Source organism: Zobellia sp. 1_MG-2023 (assembly GCF_030549125.1).
In the GTDB taxonomy this organism is placed as follows: domain Bacteria; phylum Bacteroidota; class Bacteroidia; order Flavobacteriales; family Flavobacteriaceae; genus Zobellia; species Zobellia russellii.
The window spans coordinates 558,858-579,041 of sequence record NZ_JAUOSY010000002.1 but is presented as its reverse complement, the minus strand read 5'-3'; the positions used below and the strand labels follow the sequence as shown (position 1 = coordinate 579,041).

Annotated in this window: 18 protein-coding genes; 10 read left to right on the top strand and 8 right to left on the bottom strand. The window is 39.0% G+C overall.

Going from position 1 to position 20,184, the window contains the following annotated elements; all coding sequences use genetic code 11:
* Positions 1 to 74: 74 nt before the first annotated feature.
* The 4 genes from Q4597_RS06485 to Q4597_RS06470 form a co-directional block, all read right to left on the bottom strand.
* The gene (locus Q4597_RS06485) at positions 75 to 1,154 is read right to left on the bottom strand and encodes a PAS domain-containing sensor histidine kinase (RefSeq protein WP_303405317.1); all 1,080 of its coding nucleotides are present in this window, start codon (positions 1,152 to 1,154) and stop codon (positions 75 to 77) included.
* A gap of 152 nt (positions 1,155 to 1,306) precedes the next feature.
* Positions 1,307 to 2,188 carry a bifunctional methylenetetrahydrofolate dehydrogenase/methenyltetrahydrofolate cyclohydrolase FolD gene (gene folD / locus Q4597_RS06480; RefSeq protein ID WP_215912861.1) on the bottom strand — a complete coding sequence of 294 codons (882 nt, stop codon included), beginning with the start codon at positions 2,186 to 2,188 and terminating at the stop codon, positions 1,307 to 1,309.
* A gap of 49 nt (positions 2,189 to 2,237) precedes the next feature.
* Positions 2,238 to 3,575 carry a signal recognition particle protein gene (ffh, locus tag Q4597_RS06475; protein WP_303405315.1) on the bottom strand — a complete coding sequence of 446 codons (1,338 nt, stop codon included), beginning with the start codon at positions 3,573 to 3,575 and terminating at the stop codon, positions 2,238 to 2,240.
* A gap of 174 nt (positions 3,576 to 3,749) precedes the next feature.
* On the bottom strand, positions 3,750 to 5,120 hold the full coding sequence (locus tag Q4597_RS06470) for a hypothetical protein (protein WP_303405313.1): 1,371 nt from the start codon (positions 5,118 to 5,120) through the stop codon (positions 3,750 to 3,752).
* A gap of 108 nt (positions 5,121 to 5,228) precedes the next feature.
* Here Q4597_RS06470 and Q4597_RS06465 point away from each other — a divergent pair, with 108 nt between their 5' ends.
* The 4 genes from Q4597_RS06465 to Q4597_RS06450 all read left to right on the top strand — a co-directional run bounded on the left by Q4597_RS06465 (position 5,229) and on the right by Q4597_RS06450 (position 10,375).
* On the top strand, positions 5,229 to 5,741 hold the full coding sequence (locus Q4597_RS06465; protein ID WP_303405312.1) for an RNA polymerase sigma factor: 513 nt from the start codon (positions 5,229 to 5,231) through the stop codon (positions 5,739 to 5,741).
* Positions 5,742 to 5,888: 147 nt separating this feature from the next.
* Positions 5,889 to 6,800 (top strand): FecR family protein, encoded by a 912-nt coding sequence (locus Q4597_RS06460; protein WP_303405311.1) that lies wholly within the window; start codon positions 5,889 to 5,891, stop codon positions 6,798 to 6,800.
* Positions 6,781 to 9,300: a TonB-dependent receptor plug domain-containing protein gene (locus Q4597_RS06455; protein WP_303405310.1), complete on the top strand. Its 2,520-nt coding sequence runs from the start codon at positions 6,781 to 6,783 to the stop codon at positions 9,298 to 9,300. Before Q4597_RS06460 ends, Q4597_RS06455 begins: the two co-directional genes overlap by 20 nt.
* An 85-nt stretch (positions 9,301 to 9,385) precedes the next feature.
* The gene (locus Q4597_RS06450; protein ID WP_303405308.1) at positions 9,386 to 10,375 is read left to right on the top strand and encodes a serine/threonine dehydratase; all 990 of its coding nucleotides are present in this window, start codon (positions 9,386 to 9,388) and stop codon (positions 10,373 to 10,375) included.
* A 7-nt stretch (positions 10,376 to 10,382) separates the two neighbouring features.
* Here Q4597_RS06450 and Q4597_RS06445 read toward each other — a convergent pair whose 3' ends face one another.
* Both Q4597_RS06445 and argS read right to left on the bottom strand, forming a co-directional pair.
* Positions 10,383 to 11,186 (bottom strand): zinc-dependent peptidase, encoded by an 804-nt coding sequence (locus Q4597_RS06445; RefSeq protein ID WP_303405306.1) that lies wholly within the window; start codon positions 11,184 to 11,186, stop codon positions 10,383 to 10,385.
* A 77-nt stretch (positions 11,187 to 11,263) separates the two neighbouring features.
* The gene (argS, locus tag Q4597_RS06440) at positions 11,264 to 13,048 is read right to left on the bottom strand and encodes an arginine--tRNA ligase (protein WP_303405304.1); all 1,785 of its coding nucleotides are present in this window, start codon (positions 13,046 to 13,048) and stop codon (positions 11,264 to 11,266) included.
* A gap of 141 nt (positions 13,049 to 13,189) precedes the next feature.
* Here argS and Q4597_RS06435 point away from each other — a divergent pair, with 141 nt between their 5' ends.
* The 5 genes from Q4597_RS06435 to Q4597_RS06415 all read left to right on the top strand — a co-directional run bounded on the left by Q4597_RS06435 (position 13,190) and on the right by Q4597_RS06415 (position 17,861).
* Positions 13,190 to 13,615, top strand: coding sequence for a hypothetical protein (locus Q4597_RS06435; RefSeq protein ID WP_303405303.1), 426 nt, complete (start codon positions 13,190 to 13,192; stop codon positions 13,613 to 13,615).
* A 15-nt stretch (positions 13,616 to 13,630) separates the two neighbouring features.
* Positions 13,631 to 15,058, top strand: a complete 1,428-nt coding sequence (locus Q4597_RS06430) for an SDR family oxidoreductase (protein WP_303405301.1) — start codon at positions 13,631 to 13,633, stop codon at positions 15,056 to 15,058.
* Positions 15,055 to 15,963, top strand: a complete 909-nt coding sequence (locus tag Q4597_RS06425) for a hypothetical protein (RefSeq protein WP_303405299.1) — start codon at positions 15,055 to 15,057, stop codon at positions 15,961 to 15,963. Before Q4597_RS06430 ends, Q4597_RS06425 begins: the two co-directional genes overlap by 4 nt.
* 9 nt (positions 15,964 to 15,972) lie before the next feature.
* Positions 15,973 to 17,463 carry a BCCT family transporter gene (locus tag Q4597_RS06420; protein WP_303405297.1) on the top strand — a complete coding sequence of 497 codons (1,491 nt, stop codon included), beginning with the start codon at positions 15,973 to 15,975 and terminating at the stop codon, positions 17,461 to 17,463.
* Between the two features lie 248 nt (positions 17,464 to 17,711).
* Entirely contained in the window at positions 17,712 to 17,861 is a 150-nt protein-coding gene (locus Q4597_RS06415) for a hypothetical protein (RefSeq protein WP_289061648.1), read from the top strand.
* Positions 17,862 to 17,998: 137 nt separating this feature from the next.
* Here Q4597_RS06415 and Q4597_RS06410 read toward each other — a convergent pair whose 3' ends face one another.
* Positions 17,999 to 18,688, bottom strand: coding sequence for a LytTR family DNA-binding domain-containing protein (locus Q4597_RS06410; RefSeq protein WP_303405293.1), 690 nt, complete (start codon positions 18,686 to 18,688; stop codon positions 17,999 to 18,001).
* Positions 18,675 to 19,703, bottom strand: coding sequence for a sensor histidine kinase (locus Q4597_RS06405; RefSeq protein ID WP_303405291.1), 1,029 nt, complete (start codon positions 19,701 to 19,703; stop codon positions 18,675 to 18,677). The genes Q4597_RS06410 and Q4597_RS06405 overlap by 14 nt, the downstream gene beginning before the upstream one ends.
* A gap of 193 nt (positions 19,704 to 19,896) precedes the next feature.
* Here Q4597_RS06405 and Q4597_RS06400 point away from each other — a divergent pair, with 193 nt between their 5' ends.
* Positions 19,897 to 20,175: an EF-hand domain-containing protein gene (locus tag Q4597_RS06400; protein ID WP_303405289.1), complete on the top strand. Its 279-nt coding sequence runs from the start codon at positions 19,897 to 19,899 to the stop codon at positions 20,173 to 20,175.
* Positions 20,176 to 20,184 lie beyond the last annotated feature (9 nt).

Genomic DNA, 20,184 nt, shown 5'->3' with positions numbered 1-20,184 from the left:
ACGAGCCATACGAGAAGCGGATAATCAATGTACGGAAGGATTAAAATTAGAATCCCGTTAAAAATTGGCACCAATCAAGATTTAAATTTAATGGTAAAAGTACTACCCTCGTTTACTTTACTTTCTACACTTACACTACCTCCTAGACTGGTTATATGGTTATGCACTAAATATAATCCCACTCCTTTACTGTCTTTAGTATTGTGAAATCTTTGATTTAGGTTAAAGATTAGGTGCCCCACTTTTTCCATGTCAAAACCAAGTCCGTTATCAGAAAAAGTAAATGTCTTTTCACCGTTATTTCCGGTTGTGATAATCTTAATTTCAGGAAAGCTGTCCGGCCTAGCGTATTTGATTGAGTTGGTAATAAGATTAAGAAAAATACTCTCCATGTAAGACGTATTGAACTCTACACTTTCCATTCCGGAAAAGTCCGCATAAAATTTTGCTTTTGAGTCCTTGATCAAGGAACTGATAGAGTTTTGTACTTTTTGAAAAATAGTTTCAAAATACACTTCCTCTACCCTAACATTAGATTCTTCATTTTCCTTTAACGCATCTACATAGGAGTTTAATGAAGTTTTAAGGCCTTGTGCAGATTGCTTTATATATTCAAGTATTTTTTCATTATCCTCATAACTATTATCGTTAGACCCTAGAATATCCGCCAGATAAAGTAAGTTGTTGACCGGAGACCTTAAATCATGTGAAGTAGTGTAATTTAGCTGTTTAAGTTGTTGGTTTATTTTTGATAAATGAGCCACATGAGAGATACGTTCCGACTCCAAGTTCTTTTTGTGGGTTATGTTTTTGGCTATGGCATAGACCAATTGCTTGTCCGGCATGGGGATAGATGTCCAATGCAGCCATACCAATTCTCCGGATTTACAGATATACCGATTCTCAAAATTGACTAAAGGCTTATTATTTATCAGACTTTTTCTGTGGGAGGCGGTCAGTTCACGGTCTTCCTCATAAATAAATTCACAAATAAGGGAAGAAAACAGCTCCTCTTTAGAATACCCCAACAATTCAATAAACGCAGGATTTATTTTTCTAAAATATCCATCGTATCCAGCAACACAAAGATAATCCATGGATAAATCAAAGAAAGAATCCAATTGAATATCGGCAGAGGCAAGTGCTTCTAACATAAGATGGTTGGTTTATAGAGCGCTAACGCTCAAACCTTAATAATTGTTGCACTTAAACGAGAAAACAGAAAAGAATTAAAAGTATAAAAAACCCATAGCCGCAAAACCCAATTTTATCGACTCAAAAAATCAATGAAAATTCTAACCCGCCTCTAGTTATTTCTATGTCTTTCTCTGGCTAAAAGGGTATTTTTGAGAAGCATAGCAATGGTCATTGGCCCAACACCACCAGGAACAGGAGTTATAAATGAAGCTTTAGGGCTAACCTCTTCAAAATCAACATCACCGGTAATATAATATCCTTTTTCCTTGGTTTCATCGGAAACCCTGGTAATACCAACATCTATGATAACCGCACCCTCTTTGACCATATCGCCTTTTAAAAAGTGTGGAACACCCAACGCAGATACAATTATATCTGCCTGCAAGGTCAATTCCTTAATATTCTGAGTTCTACTATGAGCTAAGGTAACCGTACAGTTTGCAGCTTCTCCTTTCTGGCTCATTAAAATACTAATGGGTCTACCTACAATATGACTACGGCCAATAACAACGGCATGTTTACCTTGAGTATCTACCTTATAACGCTTAAGAAGTTCCATAATACCAAAAGGAGTAGCAGAAATGAAGGTTTCCATATCCAATGCCATTTTTCCGAAGTTTGCAGGGTGGAATCCGTCTACATCTTTATCCGGATCAACAGCCATTAAAACCTTTTCCTCGTCTATATGCTTTGGCAAAGGTAGTTGTACAATATACCCGTCAATATCCGCATTGGCGTTAAGCTCATGAACTTTATTTAACAGCTCTTCTTCTGTAGTTTCACTAGGCAAGTGAATTAAAGTAGATTCAAAACCAATTTTTTTGCACGAGCGTACTTTGCTACCTACATACGTTAGACTTGCTCCGTCATTACCTACCAGAACAGCTGCCAAATGAGGTACTTTCTCACCGCGTTCTTTCATCTTCGCTACCTCTAAGGTAATCTCGTCCTTTATCTCGTTGGAAACTTTTTTTCCGTCTAGTAATGTCATAATATTCGGTTAGGTCTTAACTGATCCTGTATCTTTTTTGAACTTGGTTTTATTTCATGCCACGCATGTTCCCCATCATCTGCATCATCTTTTTACCGCCACCGCCTTGCATCATTTTCATCATTTTGCTCATCTGGTCAAACTGCTTCAAAAGTTGGTTTACTTCTTGCACTTCTCTTCCACTTCCTTTGGCGATACGTTTTTTACGGCTCATGTTCAATTTGGAAGGATTTGAACGCTCATCTGGCGTCATACTATGTATAATGGCTTCAATGTGCTTAAAGGCATCATCATCTATATCCAATCCTTTAAGTGCTTTTCCTGCACCAGGAATCATCCCCATTAAATCCTTGATGTTACCCATCTTTTTGATTTGCTGTATCTGGGAAAGGAAATCATCAAGACCAAACTTGTTTTTGGCAATTTTCTTCTGGATCTTACGGGCCTCTTCTTCATCAAACTGCTCTTGGGCACGTTCCACTAAAGAAATAACATCACCCATGCCCAGAATACGCTCGGCCATACGTGAAGGATGGAAAACATCAATAGCTTCCATTTTTTCACCTGTACCGATGAATTTTATAGGCTTATCTACTACCGATTTAATTGAAATGGCAGCTCCACCACGGGTATCACCATCTAACTTGGTAAGTACTACCCCGTCAAAATTTAAAATATCATTAAAAGCCTTTGCTGTGTTTACAGCATCTTGACCTGTCATAGAATCTACTACAAAAAGCGTTTCTTGAGGTTGTATGGCTTTGTGGATTTCAGAGATTTCGTTCATCATCTCCTCATCTACCGCCAAACGACCCGCGGTATCTATAATAACTACGTTGTAGCCTTCTGACTTTGCTTTGGCAATACCGGCCTGTGCAATCTTTACCGGGTTCTTCTCATCACGATCGGAATATACCTCAACCCCAATTTGCTCCCCAACTACATGCAACTGATCTATTGCCGCAGGACGGTACACATCACACGCTACTAATAAAGGCTTCTTTGTTTTTTTGGTTTTTAGAAAGTTGGCCAATTTACCTGAAAAGGTAGTTTTACCCGAACCTTGTAAACCGGACATTAAAATTATGGAAGGAGTTCCGGAAAGGTTAATCCCTTCTGTTTCCCCGCCCATAAGCTCCGTAAGCTCATCCTTAACAATTTTTACCATTAATTGGCCAGGTTGCAAAGTGGTCAATACATCTTGACCCAAAGCTTTTTCTTTGACCTTATTGGTAAATTCTTTGGCTATCCTGAAGTTAACATCCGCATCCAATAAAGCCCTACGGACTTCTTTAGTGGTCTCGGCAACGTTAATTTCCGTAATCTGCCCATGGCCCCGTAGGGTGTGGAGGGCTTTATCTAGCTTATCACTTAAATTGTCAAACATCGTCTTACTTGCTTTTGAAGAAAGGCAAATTTAATAATAACTACGCTAAAGAACGGGGCGTAAAGAAAAAAATATGATATCATAAAAAAAGCACCTCTCTCACGAAGGGTGCTCTTTAAAAATCTGTGGGGCAAAAATAGGTATCCGGTTACTCTAATCCTTAATTATTAAAAGTTAGTTGCAAACTTTGCTCAATGCAACAATTTCTTCTTTTCTCTTTATTTTCATGTACTCCTGGCCGCATTCAAGCACCTGCCATTCGCCAATGTAGCTTTCTAAATTCTCGGTAAGACCTTTTAAAATCAATACATTTTCCGTAACGTCCCAACTTCCTTCATCTACCACTTCACCATTGGGGTCATAAACCAGAAGACCTTGTTCTGCGAATTTTACGTTCTGTTCCTCAAAAAACTCACCTTTTTCATCCGCCAGTCTCCAATTACATACTCCCAATCGTTCAACAATGGTTTCCTTATTACATATTTCCGGTTGATAGTCGCAATTCTTTTCTAACACCATAGAGTCATCCTCTACGAACATTTTTATCTTACCTTCTTTAATTTCGTATACTTTCCAAGTATTGGTAAAATAATCGTTTGCTTCAAAATTAATTTTCACAACAACTCTATACTCCTCAACGAACGTACTCCAATCACCGTCTATTCCGTAGCCATACTTATCATAGGCCGTGACCTTTCCGTCTTCCATAAAGGACAACGCATAACTATTGTATTGTTCGGATTGGTTTTCAGCTTTTGTTTGTACTTGAATTAGATTCCAAGGGCAATCAATTAACACATTGTCTAATTGGGACTTCGTAAAATCATCATCATTGTAATCGTTATCATCATCTTCATCACATGCCTTTTTGGCCTGTTCCAAAATAATGGATATCTCTGTATTTGAGTTAACCACAACCTCGGTACCATCTAAATATATCAAGGTGACCGGATAATCAAAACTCACCAAATCCGTATCTTCAAGACCAGCAAAAAATCTTCTTAACTCTGCATCATGGGCAACGGTTACAGAAGCCGTTTGTTGAAAATCAGGATTATAGGTAAATACGGTGGCAGGATAGACCAAGTCTACGCACTCAATATCCGCATCCGCACCTCCTTCAACACATTGAGTCACAAGTTTTTCCAAATCTGCTCTAGAACCTACGGTAACTTCAGTGTAATCTGCCATAGTAACGGTTACTGGAAAAACAATATCCATAGTACTATTAAAACCTTCTAAAGCATCTAAAAATTCTTCCAGAACCTGTAGGCCCTCCATAGAATCAATTGTTAGCCTTTCATCGTTCACTACAACCGTATAGGGAAATTGAATATCAAAACAACTGGCACCATCTACAATATTGTCATACGAACCATCATTGGAAACCGCTTCTTTTAGAAGTTCTAAAGTGGCGGAATCAACAGTTAAAGTTTTTTCAGCATCTATAGACTCCTCAAAGGGCTCTTCATCTTGACATGCGGTCAAGGCCATTAGCAGAGCCAGTAGGAAAGCTACTAATGAAAATTTAAAACACTTCTTCATACTGATTTGGAATTTAGGGGTACTTTGAAATTGAAACAACCCATTTTTAAAATACCCTACCTGAGCAAATTCATTTTTTTCAAATACCTTTGAAAAAAAATACCCTAATTGGAAACCAAAAATACAGGCAATGTTTGCGAAGAGCAAGTCTTTGATACAATTTTCAAAGCTAATTCTAAAACGGTTTTCAACTATATATATTATAAGTTTGGCAATGAGGAGAAAGCCCATGATGCCGTTCAAGAAGCATTTGTAAAACTTTGGGAGAACTGTGCCAAGGTTTCTCCGGAAAAAGCCAAATCTTTTGTTTACACCGTTGCCAACAATTTGTACCTTAATGTGATAAAAGCCGAAAAGGTACGTTTAAAGTATGCGGACAAGACCTTAAAGGTTACCCATGAGTCGCCCGAATTCTTGATGGAGGAAGACGAATTCAAGCAGAGATTGAACCATGCCCTGGACAGCCTTCCGGAAAACCAACGGACCACTTTTCTATTAAATCGAATTGATGGAAAGAAATATGCAGAGATAGCCGAAATGGAAGGAGTAAGCGTAAAAGCTATTGAAAAAAGAATGCATTTGGCATTGAAATCGCTTCGAGAAAAGATTGATGGGATATAGTGGTTAGTGGTTAGTGGTTAGTGGTTAGTGGTTAGTGGTTAGTGGTTAGTGGTTAAAATAGTTTTTAATACATAGCTACCATATATCAAAAATAAAAAGTAGGGTATTTACGTAATGAATTGTTACTAAGGCATAAAGCTAGAATTGATGCAAGAAAATCACTTAGCAAAATGGTTGAACAATGACCTCACCGAGGCCGAGCTCGCAGAGTTTAAAAAGTCTGCGGAATATGCTTCCTATGAGCGCATTATTGCCGCTTCGGGCCAGCTAGAAGCTCCCGCCTTTGACGCTAACGAAGCCCTCATGGCCTTAAAGAACCAACGTACTTTAATGGACACCAAGGTTGTACAGCTGCATCCTTTCAAGAAATTTTTACGTATTGCGGCAGCGGCGGCCGTTATTATGTTCGGTTCGTATTTTTATCTCAACTCTTTAGATGAAAACATTGTTACCGAATATGCCGAAAACAAAGAAATTACCCTTCCCGATAATTCCAAAGTACAACTAAATGCAGATTCCGAACTCTCTTTTAGTGAACGTAAATGGAGCAAAGAACGAAATGTTGAACTTAAAGGCGAGGCGTTTTTTAAAGTGGCCAAGGGCGAGCGTTTTACCGTTGAAACAAAAGATGGCGTAGTTGCTGTTTTAGGAACTCAATTTAATGTAGAAAACAGACCGGGCTTTTTTGAAGTTACCTGTTTTGAAGGATTGGTAAGTGTTACTTTTAACGATAAAGAAACCAAGTTGCCCGCCGGAAATTCCTTTTTGGTCATAGATGGTAAAATTACCCAGGTACCGGTATCTAAAACGGAACATCCGTCTTGGATCAATAATGAAAGTACTTTCAAAAGTGTTCCGCTTAAATATGTCCTTAGTGAATTTGAAAGACAGCATAATATTACGGTTGAAACAAAGGATATAGACACAGAACAATTGTTCACCGGAACTTTTAACAATACGGATGTGGATGTTGCGTTAAAGAGCATAAGCGCACCCTCGCAAATAAAGTTTAAATTTGAGGGCAGCAAAGTGCTCTTCTATGGCGATAAAAATCCGTAAACTTCTTCTTTTTATTTTAGGTCTTACGTGTTTTATAACCTCACACGATACTATAGCACAAACTGGTGAAAAAATAGCGCTCTCTACTTTTTTGCAACAGCTAGAGCAAGAATTTGATATTAAATTCTCTTATGCGGATAGTGAAGTACTTGGCCTTGAAATTTATGTCCCGCAAGAAACTTCATTGCCCAACATTTTAGATGATATTGAGACCCAGACCCAAGTTGAGCTAGAAAAAATTAACGAGCGGTATTACACCCTTACCAAAAGTAATTTTATTTCTATCTGCGCCACGGTTCTGGATAATTTTAAGATGAACACCCTCTACGGAGCCAGTGTAAAGGTCTTGGGAACCAACATTACCACTTTTATTGATGAGACCGGCACATTTGCATTGCACAACGTTCCCAGAAGTGCCTCTGTCCAAATTAAGCACTTAGGCTATAAAACCCTTTTTGTTAACGCTGATGAGCTCATTAAAAAAGAACCTTGTAAAACCCTTTTGCTCGCCCAGTTTTACCAACAACTAGAAGAAGTGGTTGTTTATGAATTCCTTACCAAAGGCCTTGTAAAACAAACCGATGGAAGCTTTCAAATGAACAGTGAGGAATTTGGCATCCTACCGGGACTTATAGAACCTGATGTTTTACAGACTGTTCAAGCATTGCCCGGCATAGAGAGTACGGACGAAACCGTGTCCAACATTAACATACGCGGGGGAAGCAATGACCAAAACCTTATTCTTTGGGATGGTATAAAAATGTACCAATCCGGACACTTTTTCGGGTTGATATCGGCGTTTAATCCTTATTTGACGGACAAAGTAACCTTAATAAAAAATGGCACAGGAAGTCAATATGGCGATGGCGTAAGTGGCATTATAGATATGCGTACCAAAGATGCCATTGCAGACACTTTTTTTGCAGGTGCAGGTTTCAATCTTATTGGCGGTGACGTTTACGGGCACCTACCCATTACCGATAAGGTTGCTGTTCAATTTTCGGCCAGACGCTCCCTTACAGACCTTATTGACACCCCTACCTATGATAAATTCTTTACTCGCGTTTTTGATGACAGTCAAGTAACTCAAGAGGGGAATTTCTATTTCTATGATTTTACGGGTAAGGTTTTGTATGATATTAATGACCGGCACAAGTTTCGTTTTAGCTTTATAAACATTAATAATTTATTGGATTACACAGAACGTGACATGTCCGATACCAATGAAATACACAGCGCCTTAAACCAAACCAACTTATCTCTTGGAGCAAGCCTAAGTAGTGACTGGACCGAAAAATTCGCTACGTATATCAACCTCTACAGTACACAGTACCAATTAGACGCCCGGAATATTTCCGCTAATGCGGAGCAGATACTTTTTCAGAATAATGAAGTTGAAGAAACGGCCTTAAAGCTCAGTACCAATTTTATGCCCAATGATAATTTCAACTGGCTTAACGGCTATCAATTTACAGATACGGGTATTGCCAATGAAACATCGGTAACACAACCACCTTTTGAGAGTAACGCCCGAAACGTTATTAAGAGTCACGCTCTTTTTTCTGAACTCACCTTTACATCAACCGATAAAAAAATCTATTCAAGAGGCGGACTTAGATTGAACTATTTAGAAAACCCGGACACTTTTAAGGAGTATATTCTAGAACCAAGATTAAGTTTTAACTATGCTTTTACAAGGCACTTAAAAGTTCAGGTGCTGGGCGAATTCAAGAGTCAAGCTATCAACCAGATTATTGATTTGGAGCAAAATTTTCTAGGTATAGAAAAACGTCGGTGGATAGTATCGGACGGAGAAAACCTACCTATTACCAAGAGTAAACAAGGCTCTATAGGTATCAACTATGACCATGAAAATTTTTATGTGGGACTTGAGGCCTTTTATAAAGAAGTGGATGGCATTAGCACCTCAACGCAAGGCTTTCAGAACCAGAATCAGTTTAATGGGGAAATAGGAAAGTACGATGTAAAAGGTGTTGAATTTCTAATCAACAAAAAGACCGATAATTATAGTGTTTGGGCCAGCTACACCTACAATTTCAACAATTTCAATTTTTCCGAAGTTCTACCCCCCAATTTCCCGAACAACCTAGATATAAGACATGCCGCTACCTTTGCCGGGACCTATACGTTGGAGAACTTTAAGTTGGGTATTGGACTAAACTATCGTACGGGAAAACCCTATACGGAGCCAGATCCGGATGAACCATTGGACACTTCTTTTTTTCCTAACAGAATTAATTACCAAGACCCCAATAGTAGCCGGCTACCCGAATATTTACGCGCCGATGCTTCCGCCATTTACAATTTCAACCTTACAGAAAAATTGAAAGCATCCGCAGGTATTTCCGTTTTAAATTTTACTAGCAAAAAGAATATTTTAAACAGTTACTATCGCCTGAATGAAGACTATGAGATAGAAAAAGTAGAAAACGTTTCCTTAGGTCTTACGCCCAATGTTAGTTTTAGAGTCCGATTTTAATAGGAATTCAAGAGCTCTTCCCCATTTATTATAATTAATTTTAAAGGATTAATTATTTCTTTCACTTCTTAGAAACCATCCATTTATGCCTACAATAGAAGATATTAAAAATGCCAGAAAACGCATTGACAATTATGTGCTCCAAACTCCCATTTTCACCTCCTCTTTATTAAATGATTGGCTCGGGCATGAAATTTATTTTAAAGCGGAATGTCTTCAAAAAATAGGTGCATTCAAAGCCAGAGGGGCCTGCAATACAATTGCCTGGCTCGTAGAAAACAATAAAAGACCAAAACACATCATTGCCAATAGTTCCGGTAACCATTCGCAAGCGGTTGCTTGGGCCGCACGCCAATTCAACATTCCCGCTACTATTTATATGCCCGTATACGCATCAAAAATTAAGATACAGGCTACCCAATCCTACGGTGCCAAGGTAGCACTTTGCGAAAATAGAAACATTGCCGATGAAAGTGTACTCTCCGCTTCCAAAGAAGAAGGAACGTATTGGATACCACCATATAACCATAACCAAGTCATAGCCGGGCAAGGAACGGCCGTATGTGAGGCACTTGAGCAGGTTTCAGGTATAGATGCCGTTTTTGCCCCATGTGGGGGAGGCGGACTTTTATCCGGTACCGTAATCGCAACCAATGCCTTATCTCCAAAGACCAAAGTTTTTGGTGTTGAACCTTTAAACGCCAATGATGCAGCAGAATCATTGCGAGCCAACCAAATTCAGAGATTACAGGCCACACCGGACACACTCGCAGATGGTGCAATGACCATGGCAGTAGGAGACATTACATTTGAGTACCTAAAACGTTTGGATGGCATGTACGAGGTTGCAGAAGCCAAGTTAATTTACTGGACCCAATGGCTGACCCATTTATTAAAATTACACGTTGAGCCTACAAGTGCCATGGCAATGGAAGGCGTAGTGCAATGGATAAAAAACAGCCCTAACAAAAAAAGGGTGATGGTAATTTTATCCGGAGGGAACATAGACCATACCAATCAGCTTAAAATATGGCACACCAACCATTTGGACACTAGACCTAGCTTGGCTATGTAAGACATTATTACGTTTCCATGGCTACCCCACCTAACGGTTCATTAGGAAGCACCTGAAAATCAAAACCTAACATTTTTTGAATAATACCGTACAACTCCGGAAAATCAGCTAAAAATAGGTGCGGTGTCTCAGCATAATTTTCAACGGCAACAGAGAAGAATTCCTGTAGGTTGGTCATACCGTAATCCCTAAAATAATTGGAATCCACTAACTTCTGGGCATAGCCCTCCCTAAGAAAAAGTTCTTTTATTTTCTTAAGTCCCACTCTAAACTTCCGAGCTTCCCATGAGCTCTGCTTAATCATTTCAAAACTTAGCGCATGTGCAAATTCATGCAAGGCCAAGTTTACATTATCATCGGCAATACGGAATCCTTCCCAAATGGTATCCGCAGAAAAAATTACCGTTTTAAAACGAGGATTGTACTCCCCTAGATGGTGCCTTCTATTAATACGGGAATAATATTTTGAGGGATAAATAACAATGCGCAACAGTGATCTACGCATTTTATAGCTCTTAAGACCCAAAGTCATTAGAACCACGGACGCACTTAAAAGTAACGTCAACTCCTTCTTTTTATCCACTTTTCCATAGAAAATGAACTTTTTTCTACTCCTGAACCATATAATCCGTTTATCACATTTTGCCTTTAGGGAAGGGCTAAGCTTAGAATACACCGCAAAATTATCAGCAAGAAACCTTTTTTCTTTATCCGTAAGAGGTTTGGTCCTCACAAACGGATTTAACGCATAAATCCCCAACGTATAGTACACTATATAAAGGGCCTGAATGCAAAGAAATGCTACCGCCAAAATCTTGAAATTGTACTCTGTTAGCATATCCTCTACAACTCCAAAAACGGATTTAAATTGCGTAAAGCCGCTTGGGCTTACATACGATCAGGAACATTAATCCCCAAAAGTTTAAAGGCAGATGCAATTACCTCACTCACTTTTTGGGATAGCTGCACACGAAGTACTTTTTTGTTTTCGTCCGTTTCCCCAAGAATTGAAACCTGCTGATAGAAGGAGTTAAATTCCTTCACCAAGTCGTAAGTGTAATTGGCAATAAGTGCCGGGCTATAGTTCTCCGCTGCCAATTGTACGGTCTCAGGATATAACTGTAACTGTTTAATAAGTTCTTTTTCTTTGGGGTGTAAACCACCAAGAGCTGTAATTTCTATATCTGCAGCGGTATCAAAATTGGCCTTTCTTAAAATAGATTGAATACGTGCGTAGGTATATTGGATGAACGGCCCCGTATTTCCTTGAAAATCTACTGACTCTTCCGGATTAAACAGAATTGTCTTTTTAGGATCTACTTTTAGAATGTAATATTTTAAGGCGCCTAAGCCTATCAATTTATAGAGGGAGTTTTTCTCTTCTTCAGAATACCCCTCCAGTTTTCCAAGCTCTTCGGATATTTGAGCGGCCGTACTGGTCATATCGTTCATTAGATCATCTGCATCCACAACGGTACCTTCCCTACTCTTCATTTTTCCACTAGGTAAATCTACCATTCCGTAACTTAAATGGTGTAGGTTTTCAGACCATGAAAAGCCTAGCTTTTTCAGAATCAGAAACAGCACTTTAAAATGGTAATCCTGTTCATTACCAACCGTGTATACCATACCACCCACATCCGGATAATCCTTAACCCTTTGTATAGCAGTACCTATATCTTGGGTCATATAAACCGCAGTACCATCGGAACGAAGCACTATTTTTTCATCAAGACCTTCATCAGTTAAATCTATCCAAACACTACCATCTTCCTTTTTATAGAAAATACCTTTTTCCAATCCGCCGGCCACAACGTCCTTACCTAGTAAATAGGTATTGCTTTCATAGTACAGCGTATCAAAATCTACCCCAATATTTTTGTAAGTAACATCAAAACCTTTGTAGACCCAGCCGTTCATTTCTTTCCAAAGCGCTACAACTTCTTCATCACCAGCCTCCCATTTTTGGAGCATTTCTTGGGCTTCTAATAGAATTGGAGCTTCCTTTTCCGCTACTTTCTTGTCTGTTCCATCAGCAACCATTTCGGCAATTTCGGCCTTATAGGCCTTATCAAAAGCTACGTAATAGTTACCTACAAGCTTATCACCCTTTAACCCAGTACTTTCCGGGGTTTCGCCATTTCCAAAACGCTTCCATGCCAACATACTTTTACAAATATGTATTCCACGGTCATTGATAATTTGGGTTTTATAAACTTTTTTCCCGGAGGCCTTTAAAATCTCGGCTACAGAATATCCTAAGAGATTATTTCTAATATGCCCCAAGTGCAACGGCTTATTGGTATTTGGCGAGGAATACTCTACCATTATGGCGTTATTGTCCTCTTGGGGTACATGACCGTATGTGGCATCATTTTTTACTCCATTAAAGAAATTAAGATAAAAACCATCTCCGATCACCAGGTTCAAAAAACCTTTTATGACGTTAAAACCGGTAACTTCAGCAACCTCTTTTTCCAGGTAAGCCCCAATTTGCTCACCTATCTGAACTGGATTTCCTTTAACTACACGAAGCATGGGGAACACCACCACCGTAACATCACCTTCAAAATCCTTGCGTGTTGGCTGAAATTCTACCGACGGCAGTTCTTTTTCAAAAATAGCTGCGACCGCTTCCTTAACCTTGGTTTCTAAAATTGCTTGAATACCCATATCATGTTTCGTTTCAGGCTGCAAAACTAATCATTTTTTGCGCTTTTACCCTAAGACAGGCGGTATTGGCCTCGCTTTTCTTTAACTTTATAGAAATGCAGCCCCTGAGCGCAACAATCCAATTTGTAAATAGGACCATATATGCTTTTGAACGTATCATATACCGATAAACAGGTTACAAAAAAAATAGATGAAGCGGTAGGCAAGCCCTTTCCATTAAGGGAACGTTGGAACATGGGCGGTATTGGTTCGCCTAGATTGTTCATTACCGAAACGAGCATTGAAATCAGAAACTTACTCATTTTGGATAACAATCGCGATCAATGTAACATTGAGCTAAGGCCCAAAGGTGTTATTGTTCGTTTCAGGTCTTTATTAGAGACCTTTGCTTTGGTCATTCCGTTTTACAAACTCACTTTATACAAAGGTGACATTGGTATTTACTCCATATATCGAGACCATTATTTTATTAAGGTAAAAGCCGATACCAAAGCGATTCAGAAGTTTTTTATCAAAATTCAGAACTTTAAAGCCGATAATGCCCCTACTTCCATCGGAGACCTCTAAACACCCTAAAAGCTTATGAAAATTCTCTTAACGGGTGCCAACGGCTATATAGGAATGCGATTGCTGCCCCAACTATTGGAATTGGGCCATGAGGTGGTATGTACAGTACGAGATGAAACCCGATTTTCTATTGAAAAAGAAATGCGGGCTCAGATACAGGTCCTAGAAATAGATTTTTTAAAGGACATGCAAAAAGGAGTGGTCCCAAAAGACATAGATGTAGCCTATTTTTTGATTCATTCCATGAGTTCGTCTACACAGGATTTTGACACCCTAGAGGCCAAGACCGCAGAAAATTTTAATGCTTATCTAAGTGAAACCCAAGTAAAGCAAGTCATTTATTTGAGTGGTATCGTGAACGAAGAGAATCTATCCAAGCACCTCTGGTCACGGAAAAATGTGGAACGCATTCTCTATGAAGGTTCTTTTGAACTTACCGTTTTAAGAGCTGGAATTATTGTAGGCTCCGGAAGTTCTTCGTTTGAAATTATTCGTGATTTATGCGAAAAATTACCCGTAATGATTACTCCAAAATGGGTATTGACCAAAACACAGCCTATTGCCATCCGGGATATCCTGGCTTTTTTGACCGGTGTTATGGGTAATGAAAAAACCTATAACGATTCTTTTGATATTGCCGGTCCGGACGTACTCACCTATAAACAAATGCTGGAGCAGTATGCGGAAGTACGCGGTTTTAAGAATTATATTTTTACCGTGCCCGTAATGACGCCAAAGCTATCTAGCTACTGGCTCTATTTTGTTACCTCAACATCGTACAAATTGGCATTGAATCTTGTTGATAGTATGAAAATTGAAGTTATTGCCAAAGATCAAAGGTTACAAAAGCTTTTAGGTTTAAAACCTCATTCCTATAAAGAAGCGATTGATTTAGCCTTTAAGAAAATAGAACAAAACCTGGTGGTCAGCAGCTGGAAGGATAGTATGGTAAGCGGCCGCTTTAAAAAGAACTTAGAAAAGTATATTCAAGTTCCTAAGTATGGCGTTCTGAAAGACGAGAAAAAAATAAACGTAGATAATCCGGAACAGGTCTTGCGCAACATTTGGAGAATTGGTGGAGAAACCGGTTGGTACTATGGAAACTGGCTTTGGAAAATAAGGGGAATCATCGATAAATTTTCAGGCGGGGTGGGATTAAGACGTGGACGAACGCACCCCGATAAAATTTATGCCGGCGACTCATTGGATTTTTGGCGGGTTCTTCTAGCCGATAAAAAAGCAAAACGCCTATTACTTTTTGCCGAAATGAAACTACCCGGAGAAGCTTGGCTAGAATTTAAAATTGACGAAAACAATGTACTGCATCAAACGGCAACGTTCAGACCTAGGGGTCTCAAAGGACGATTATACTGGTACAGTATTGTACCTTTTCATTATTTCATCTTTGGTGGTATGATCCGCAATATTGCCAGAGCAAAATGAACCAACTGCACATATTCATTTTACTATTGGGTCTTGCAACGTTAAACTTTGTTCACGGTCAGGCTTCTGCTTCAAGTGAATTGGAGATGCCTCAAAGGGCTCCCTTGGGCTATGAATCTATTGTAACCGTAAAGCTCAAAGATCCTTTGCAGTTAGGTAAAGCATATGAAATTGGGTTTTGGATTTTTGGAAGACAATTGCCAGACCAAAGTTATTCGTATCCTATAGTCGTATTTCCATCGGACCATGGCACAATCAATGCGAATGTTTTGGATAGTGTAGATGCTGTTCAATCCGAACCTGAATTAACTGTTCATTCGCCTCCATCCTATACTTCCCGGGGTTATTTCACTTTTATTATTCGTCCTGACAAAGCTTATGACCATGTAACCATAGCCCTTAAAATTGAGAGCAAACAATCTTCATTAATCGATTTTAACAAAGACATTACCGTTACGGGCATTGCCATAAAAGCCCTCCCTTCCCGACCAAAGGACAAAACCGGACTTCTAAAAAAAGAAGGGGTAACCCATACGAATCCACCTGATAAAATTGCGGACCGCATCTTAATAGACAGTAAAAAGACTTATACAGTTCTTGAAAAAAGAGTGCGCTTGGCACTTTACGACCACCGCAGAATAGATGATGATATCGTTACCATTTACTTGAATGGGACAGTTGCTATTCAACATGTAAAATTGAAGCGTAAAAAGCAATTTTTCAATCTCACATTACAGCCCGGGAAAAATACGATTACCCTACATGCCGAAAATTTAGGTGAAGTAGCTCCGAACACCGCGGCCATTCTTATACAGACAAAAAAAGAAGAGTTTATAGCAGTATTGGAGTCGGATTTGGGTCAAAGTTCTTATTTTACGCTTGTTTACCAAAAACCCGAACCCTAATTACCGAGCATGCGGCACCTTAAAAACCCTTTACTTTCCGTTTCTATCGGTATAATTTTCCTGTTTACCCTTGTCGTTTTCTTTGCCACGGAAACCAGCTATGAAGCTATTGAAACGGCTTCGGTCTGGGTCAGAAATTATTTTGGGTTCTTCTACCTTTATCTAGGGTTGGGATGCGTGCTTTTTTTATTGGCAATCGCCTTGTCGCCTTTCGGAAAAATTAAATTGGGCAAGAAAAATTCAAAACCCGAACACTCCCTTTGGGCTTGGACGGCTATGCTCTACAGTGCAGGAATGGGCTCAGGAATTTTGCTCCGTGCCGTACAGGAACCTGTTTTTATGCAACAGCACCCGCCCTACACTTCTGATTTGCAACCCGAAATTTTAGCATTGGAATTCACTTTCTATCAATGGGGGTTTACAGCTTGGGCCTTTTACGGACTGTTTGCCATGGTTGTAGGCTATGCACTCTTCGTAAAGAAAAAGAAAGTAAGGGTAAGCTCTACCATAGCGGATACTATTTCCAATCCTTTGGCCAAAAGTGGAATTGATATCATGACCATCATTACCACTGTTTTTGGACTCATAGCTGCAATAGGTTTGGGTACAACACAAATAAACGGTGGTCTCAATCATGTTTTCACCACCAATTTTGGTGTAACCACTACGTTACTTTTGGCCGTTCTCATCTCGGCAATCGCATTCTATTCCGCTTGGCAAGGGGTCAATAAAGGCATAAAGATTATTTCAAAAGTGAATATTCTGATTACAACCGTTCTACTTCTGTTCATTTTTTTGATGAGTGATGTCTTAGGAATAGTGAAGTCCTTTGCCATGGCTACCTTTAACTACCTTATTGATTTTGTCCCTATGAGCCTCGCATACGGGAACTATAACCCCGGAATGACCTTTCTAACCGATTGGACTTTCTATTATTGGGCCTTTTGGTTGGCTTGGGCACCGTTTACAGGCATCTTCATTGCACGTATATCAAAAGGGCGCACCCTACGCCAATTACTTTTGGGCGTTCTGATCATTCCGTCTTTGGGGACATTTTTTTGGTTTTCGGTTTTTGGCACTTCGGCTTTTGAACTTATAACGTCTTGGGGTACGTACAACAATGAATTTGGAGATGTCTTTTCCTCCATTTTTGTATTCTTTGAAAACTATCCCATGGCAACGCTCCTAAATTTTACTACCATTTTTTTACTTATTAGTTTTTTGGTGACCTCTGTAGATTCTGCAGTTTTCGTTCTTAGCATGTTTACGGATCATGGGAAAAAGAACCCCAGCAAAAAACACAGACTTATCTGGGCCGTTTTTATTTTACTGGCCACCATGTCCCTACTTCTTTTAGGAAACGCCAAACCGGATATAGATGTACTTACGGCAGTTCAAAAGTTATTGATCGTAACCTCGTTACCTTTTGCCCTTTTCATGGTCTATATGGCCGGAGCTTTTGTTTGGGAAGTTGGGTTTAAGAAGCAAAAACACGACTAACATACTACTCTTTATCATTGTACCTGTCTAATAAGACCTGATTAAACTTCAAAACCAAATTTAACAGGCTTCCTAAAACAGCTGTAAAAACAGTACTTCCGATGAAGTGACAAAAAACATCGTTAAGCAAAAATGGTATTCAACATTATACTTTAGTTTGACATCAGAAAAAGCTCATTTGGCAACAATCGGGTTTTTTGAGTCTATAGTCGCCGTAAATTAGCTTCAGAAATCAAAACCCCCACGTTATGAACAAGAAATTAAAAAGCCTACTTTATTTTGCAAGCTTTGTAACTGCAATTATCATTTATGACAATGACAATAAGAACCATGAGGCGGATAATGCTGTTGCAGAAGTAACAATAGAACAAAATTCAACCCAAGAGGGATTGAACTAAAAATATTTTGAAAACTATTTAGGTTTCCCAAAAGCCTATCTGTTTTCACCTAGAACATACCTACTTAAAATGCAAAAAGGACCTAGAAATATCTAGGTCCTTTTTTTTTACTCGTACAGCAGACCAATTAAAGCTGCTTAGAACAATTCCTCCTTTACTGCATCAAAATATTGGGCACTCACGGGAATCTCTTTATTCCCTATATAAATATCACGCCCTTTTAAAGAGGTTACTTTTTTACGATTTACAATAAAAGAACGGTGTACCCGCATAAATTGGTCTGTAGGCAATAGTTCAATCAATTTCTTTAGCGACTGCAAGCTCATGAACTTTTTATCGCCCAAATAAAAATTAACGTACTCGCTATCACTTTCAATATAGAGAATGTCATCATACTTAAGCTTGTGAAGGTCATAACCCGACTTAATGGTAATACTATCCGCAGAGTCCTTGTCTTTAGCATGTACTTCTTTATTAGGTTTTGCTTTATTTACTGCCGATAAAAAACGTTCAAAACTAATGGGTTTCAACAAGTAATCCAGTGCACTAAGCTCAAACCCCTCCAAAGCGTATTCGGAATAGGCCGTGGTAAATATGACCTGTGTATAATCCGGGACCAGCTTAGCCAAATCCGTACCTTTTATTTCTGGCATCTGAATATCTAGAAAAAGTAAGTCTACCCGCTCACTTTTCATAATGTTCAGGGCTTCCAAAGGGTTGGCAACTTCGGCCACGAGCTTTAAAAAATCCAACCGTTCTATATAGGCTTTTAATAGGCCTCGCGCCAGTTCTTCATCGTCTACTACAATACATTTAATGGGTTCCATCTAAATTGATGCTAAGATTTACGGTATAACTTTTAGGAGTCTGTTCAATATTTAATTTGTGTTTATGCGGATAAAGAATTTCCAATCGTTTTTTAACATTCTCCAATCCTATACCACCAACGGCGTCTTTTTGAGCGGGCGTTTCCGAAATACTATTGGACACATAAAAATCTATCTTTTGGTTATCCGAACGTACTTTTATTTTCAAATATCCATCTGCTGCATGGTCTACATTTCCGTGCTTCAGGGCATTTTCAACAAAGGGTATAAATAGCATTGGCGCTATAATCGCGTTGGAATTGGACAATTGAAAATCGGTTTTTATCGGAAAGGGTTTACTGCTCTTTAAACGGAATAAATCCAGATAATTACTAATATAAGCAATCTCCTTTTTAACGGAAACCATAGGCTGTTCGCACTCATACAATACGTACCTAAGCATATTGGACAAAGTTCCTATACTCTCTTGTGTACGGCCAGAATCAATTACCGAAAGGGCATAAATATTATTAAGCGAATTGAACAAAAAATGGGGGTTAATCTGAGACTTTAAAAACTTCAATTCCATCTGAAGGTTTTCATTTTTGTTTCTAATGGTCTCCTCTTCTTTCTTTTGGGCGAACAAAAAAGTTTCCACAAATGTGGCCAACACGTAGGCAATGGAAAGTATTAAGAACTGAATTAAAATTTGAGGAGGAGCCATTGGCGGGCCACCTCTACGCGCTCCCGGCGGGGGCCTCATACTATTCTCAGGAGACATTAAATTTTCAGAAATCAGAAACGAACAACTAATCAATAAAACAAAGGAAACTACTCCAAAAAGAACATACTTTTTCTTGAAAAGTAAGGCTGGGGCAGTTAGATAAATGAGTGCGGCTATAACCACGATCTGCATGATAAAGGAAGATACGTTTTTGTTTAAAAACCGCGCATTTTCATTAAGTAACAACCAAGCCATAAACCAAATGGCCATCCATAAAAATACATGAAAAAGAAAACGATGTGTTTGTTTCATGCTACAAATTAAAGTAATTATTTCTCGTCAGAACCCTAAAAATACCATTCTAAACGGCTAAAAACATACAGTTTACAGAGTGTAAACCGGCATTCACTGAAAACCTTCTATCACCTACAGATTGCCGTCATTCCGTATCTAACCTTTGCCCACCTTTGTCATCACAAATAGAAATAATTAAAAAATAAATACAATGAACAAAAAATCATTTTACACAGTAATCGCTACTACAGCTTTTACCCTTATCGCAGTTCAAACCTCATCTGCCCAAGAAAAACGAGGTCAAGAGCCACCATCGGCCACCGAATTGATAAAACAGATGGATGCAGATGAGGACGGTAAACTTTCCGAAAAAGAGGTAAAAGGCCCTCTAAAAAACGACTTTGTAAAAATAGATACGGACGAAGACGGATACCTTTCTCTAGATGAACTCAAAAAAGCGCCAAAACCCAAAAGAGGAAAAAAGCAATAGAAAGGCCAA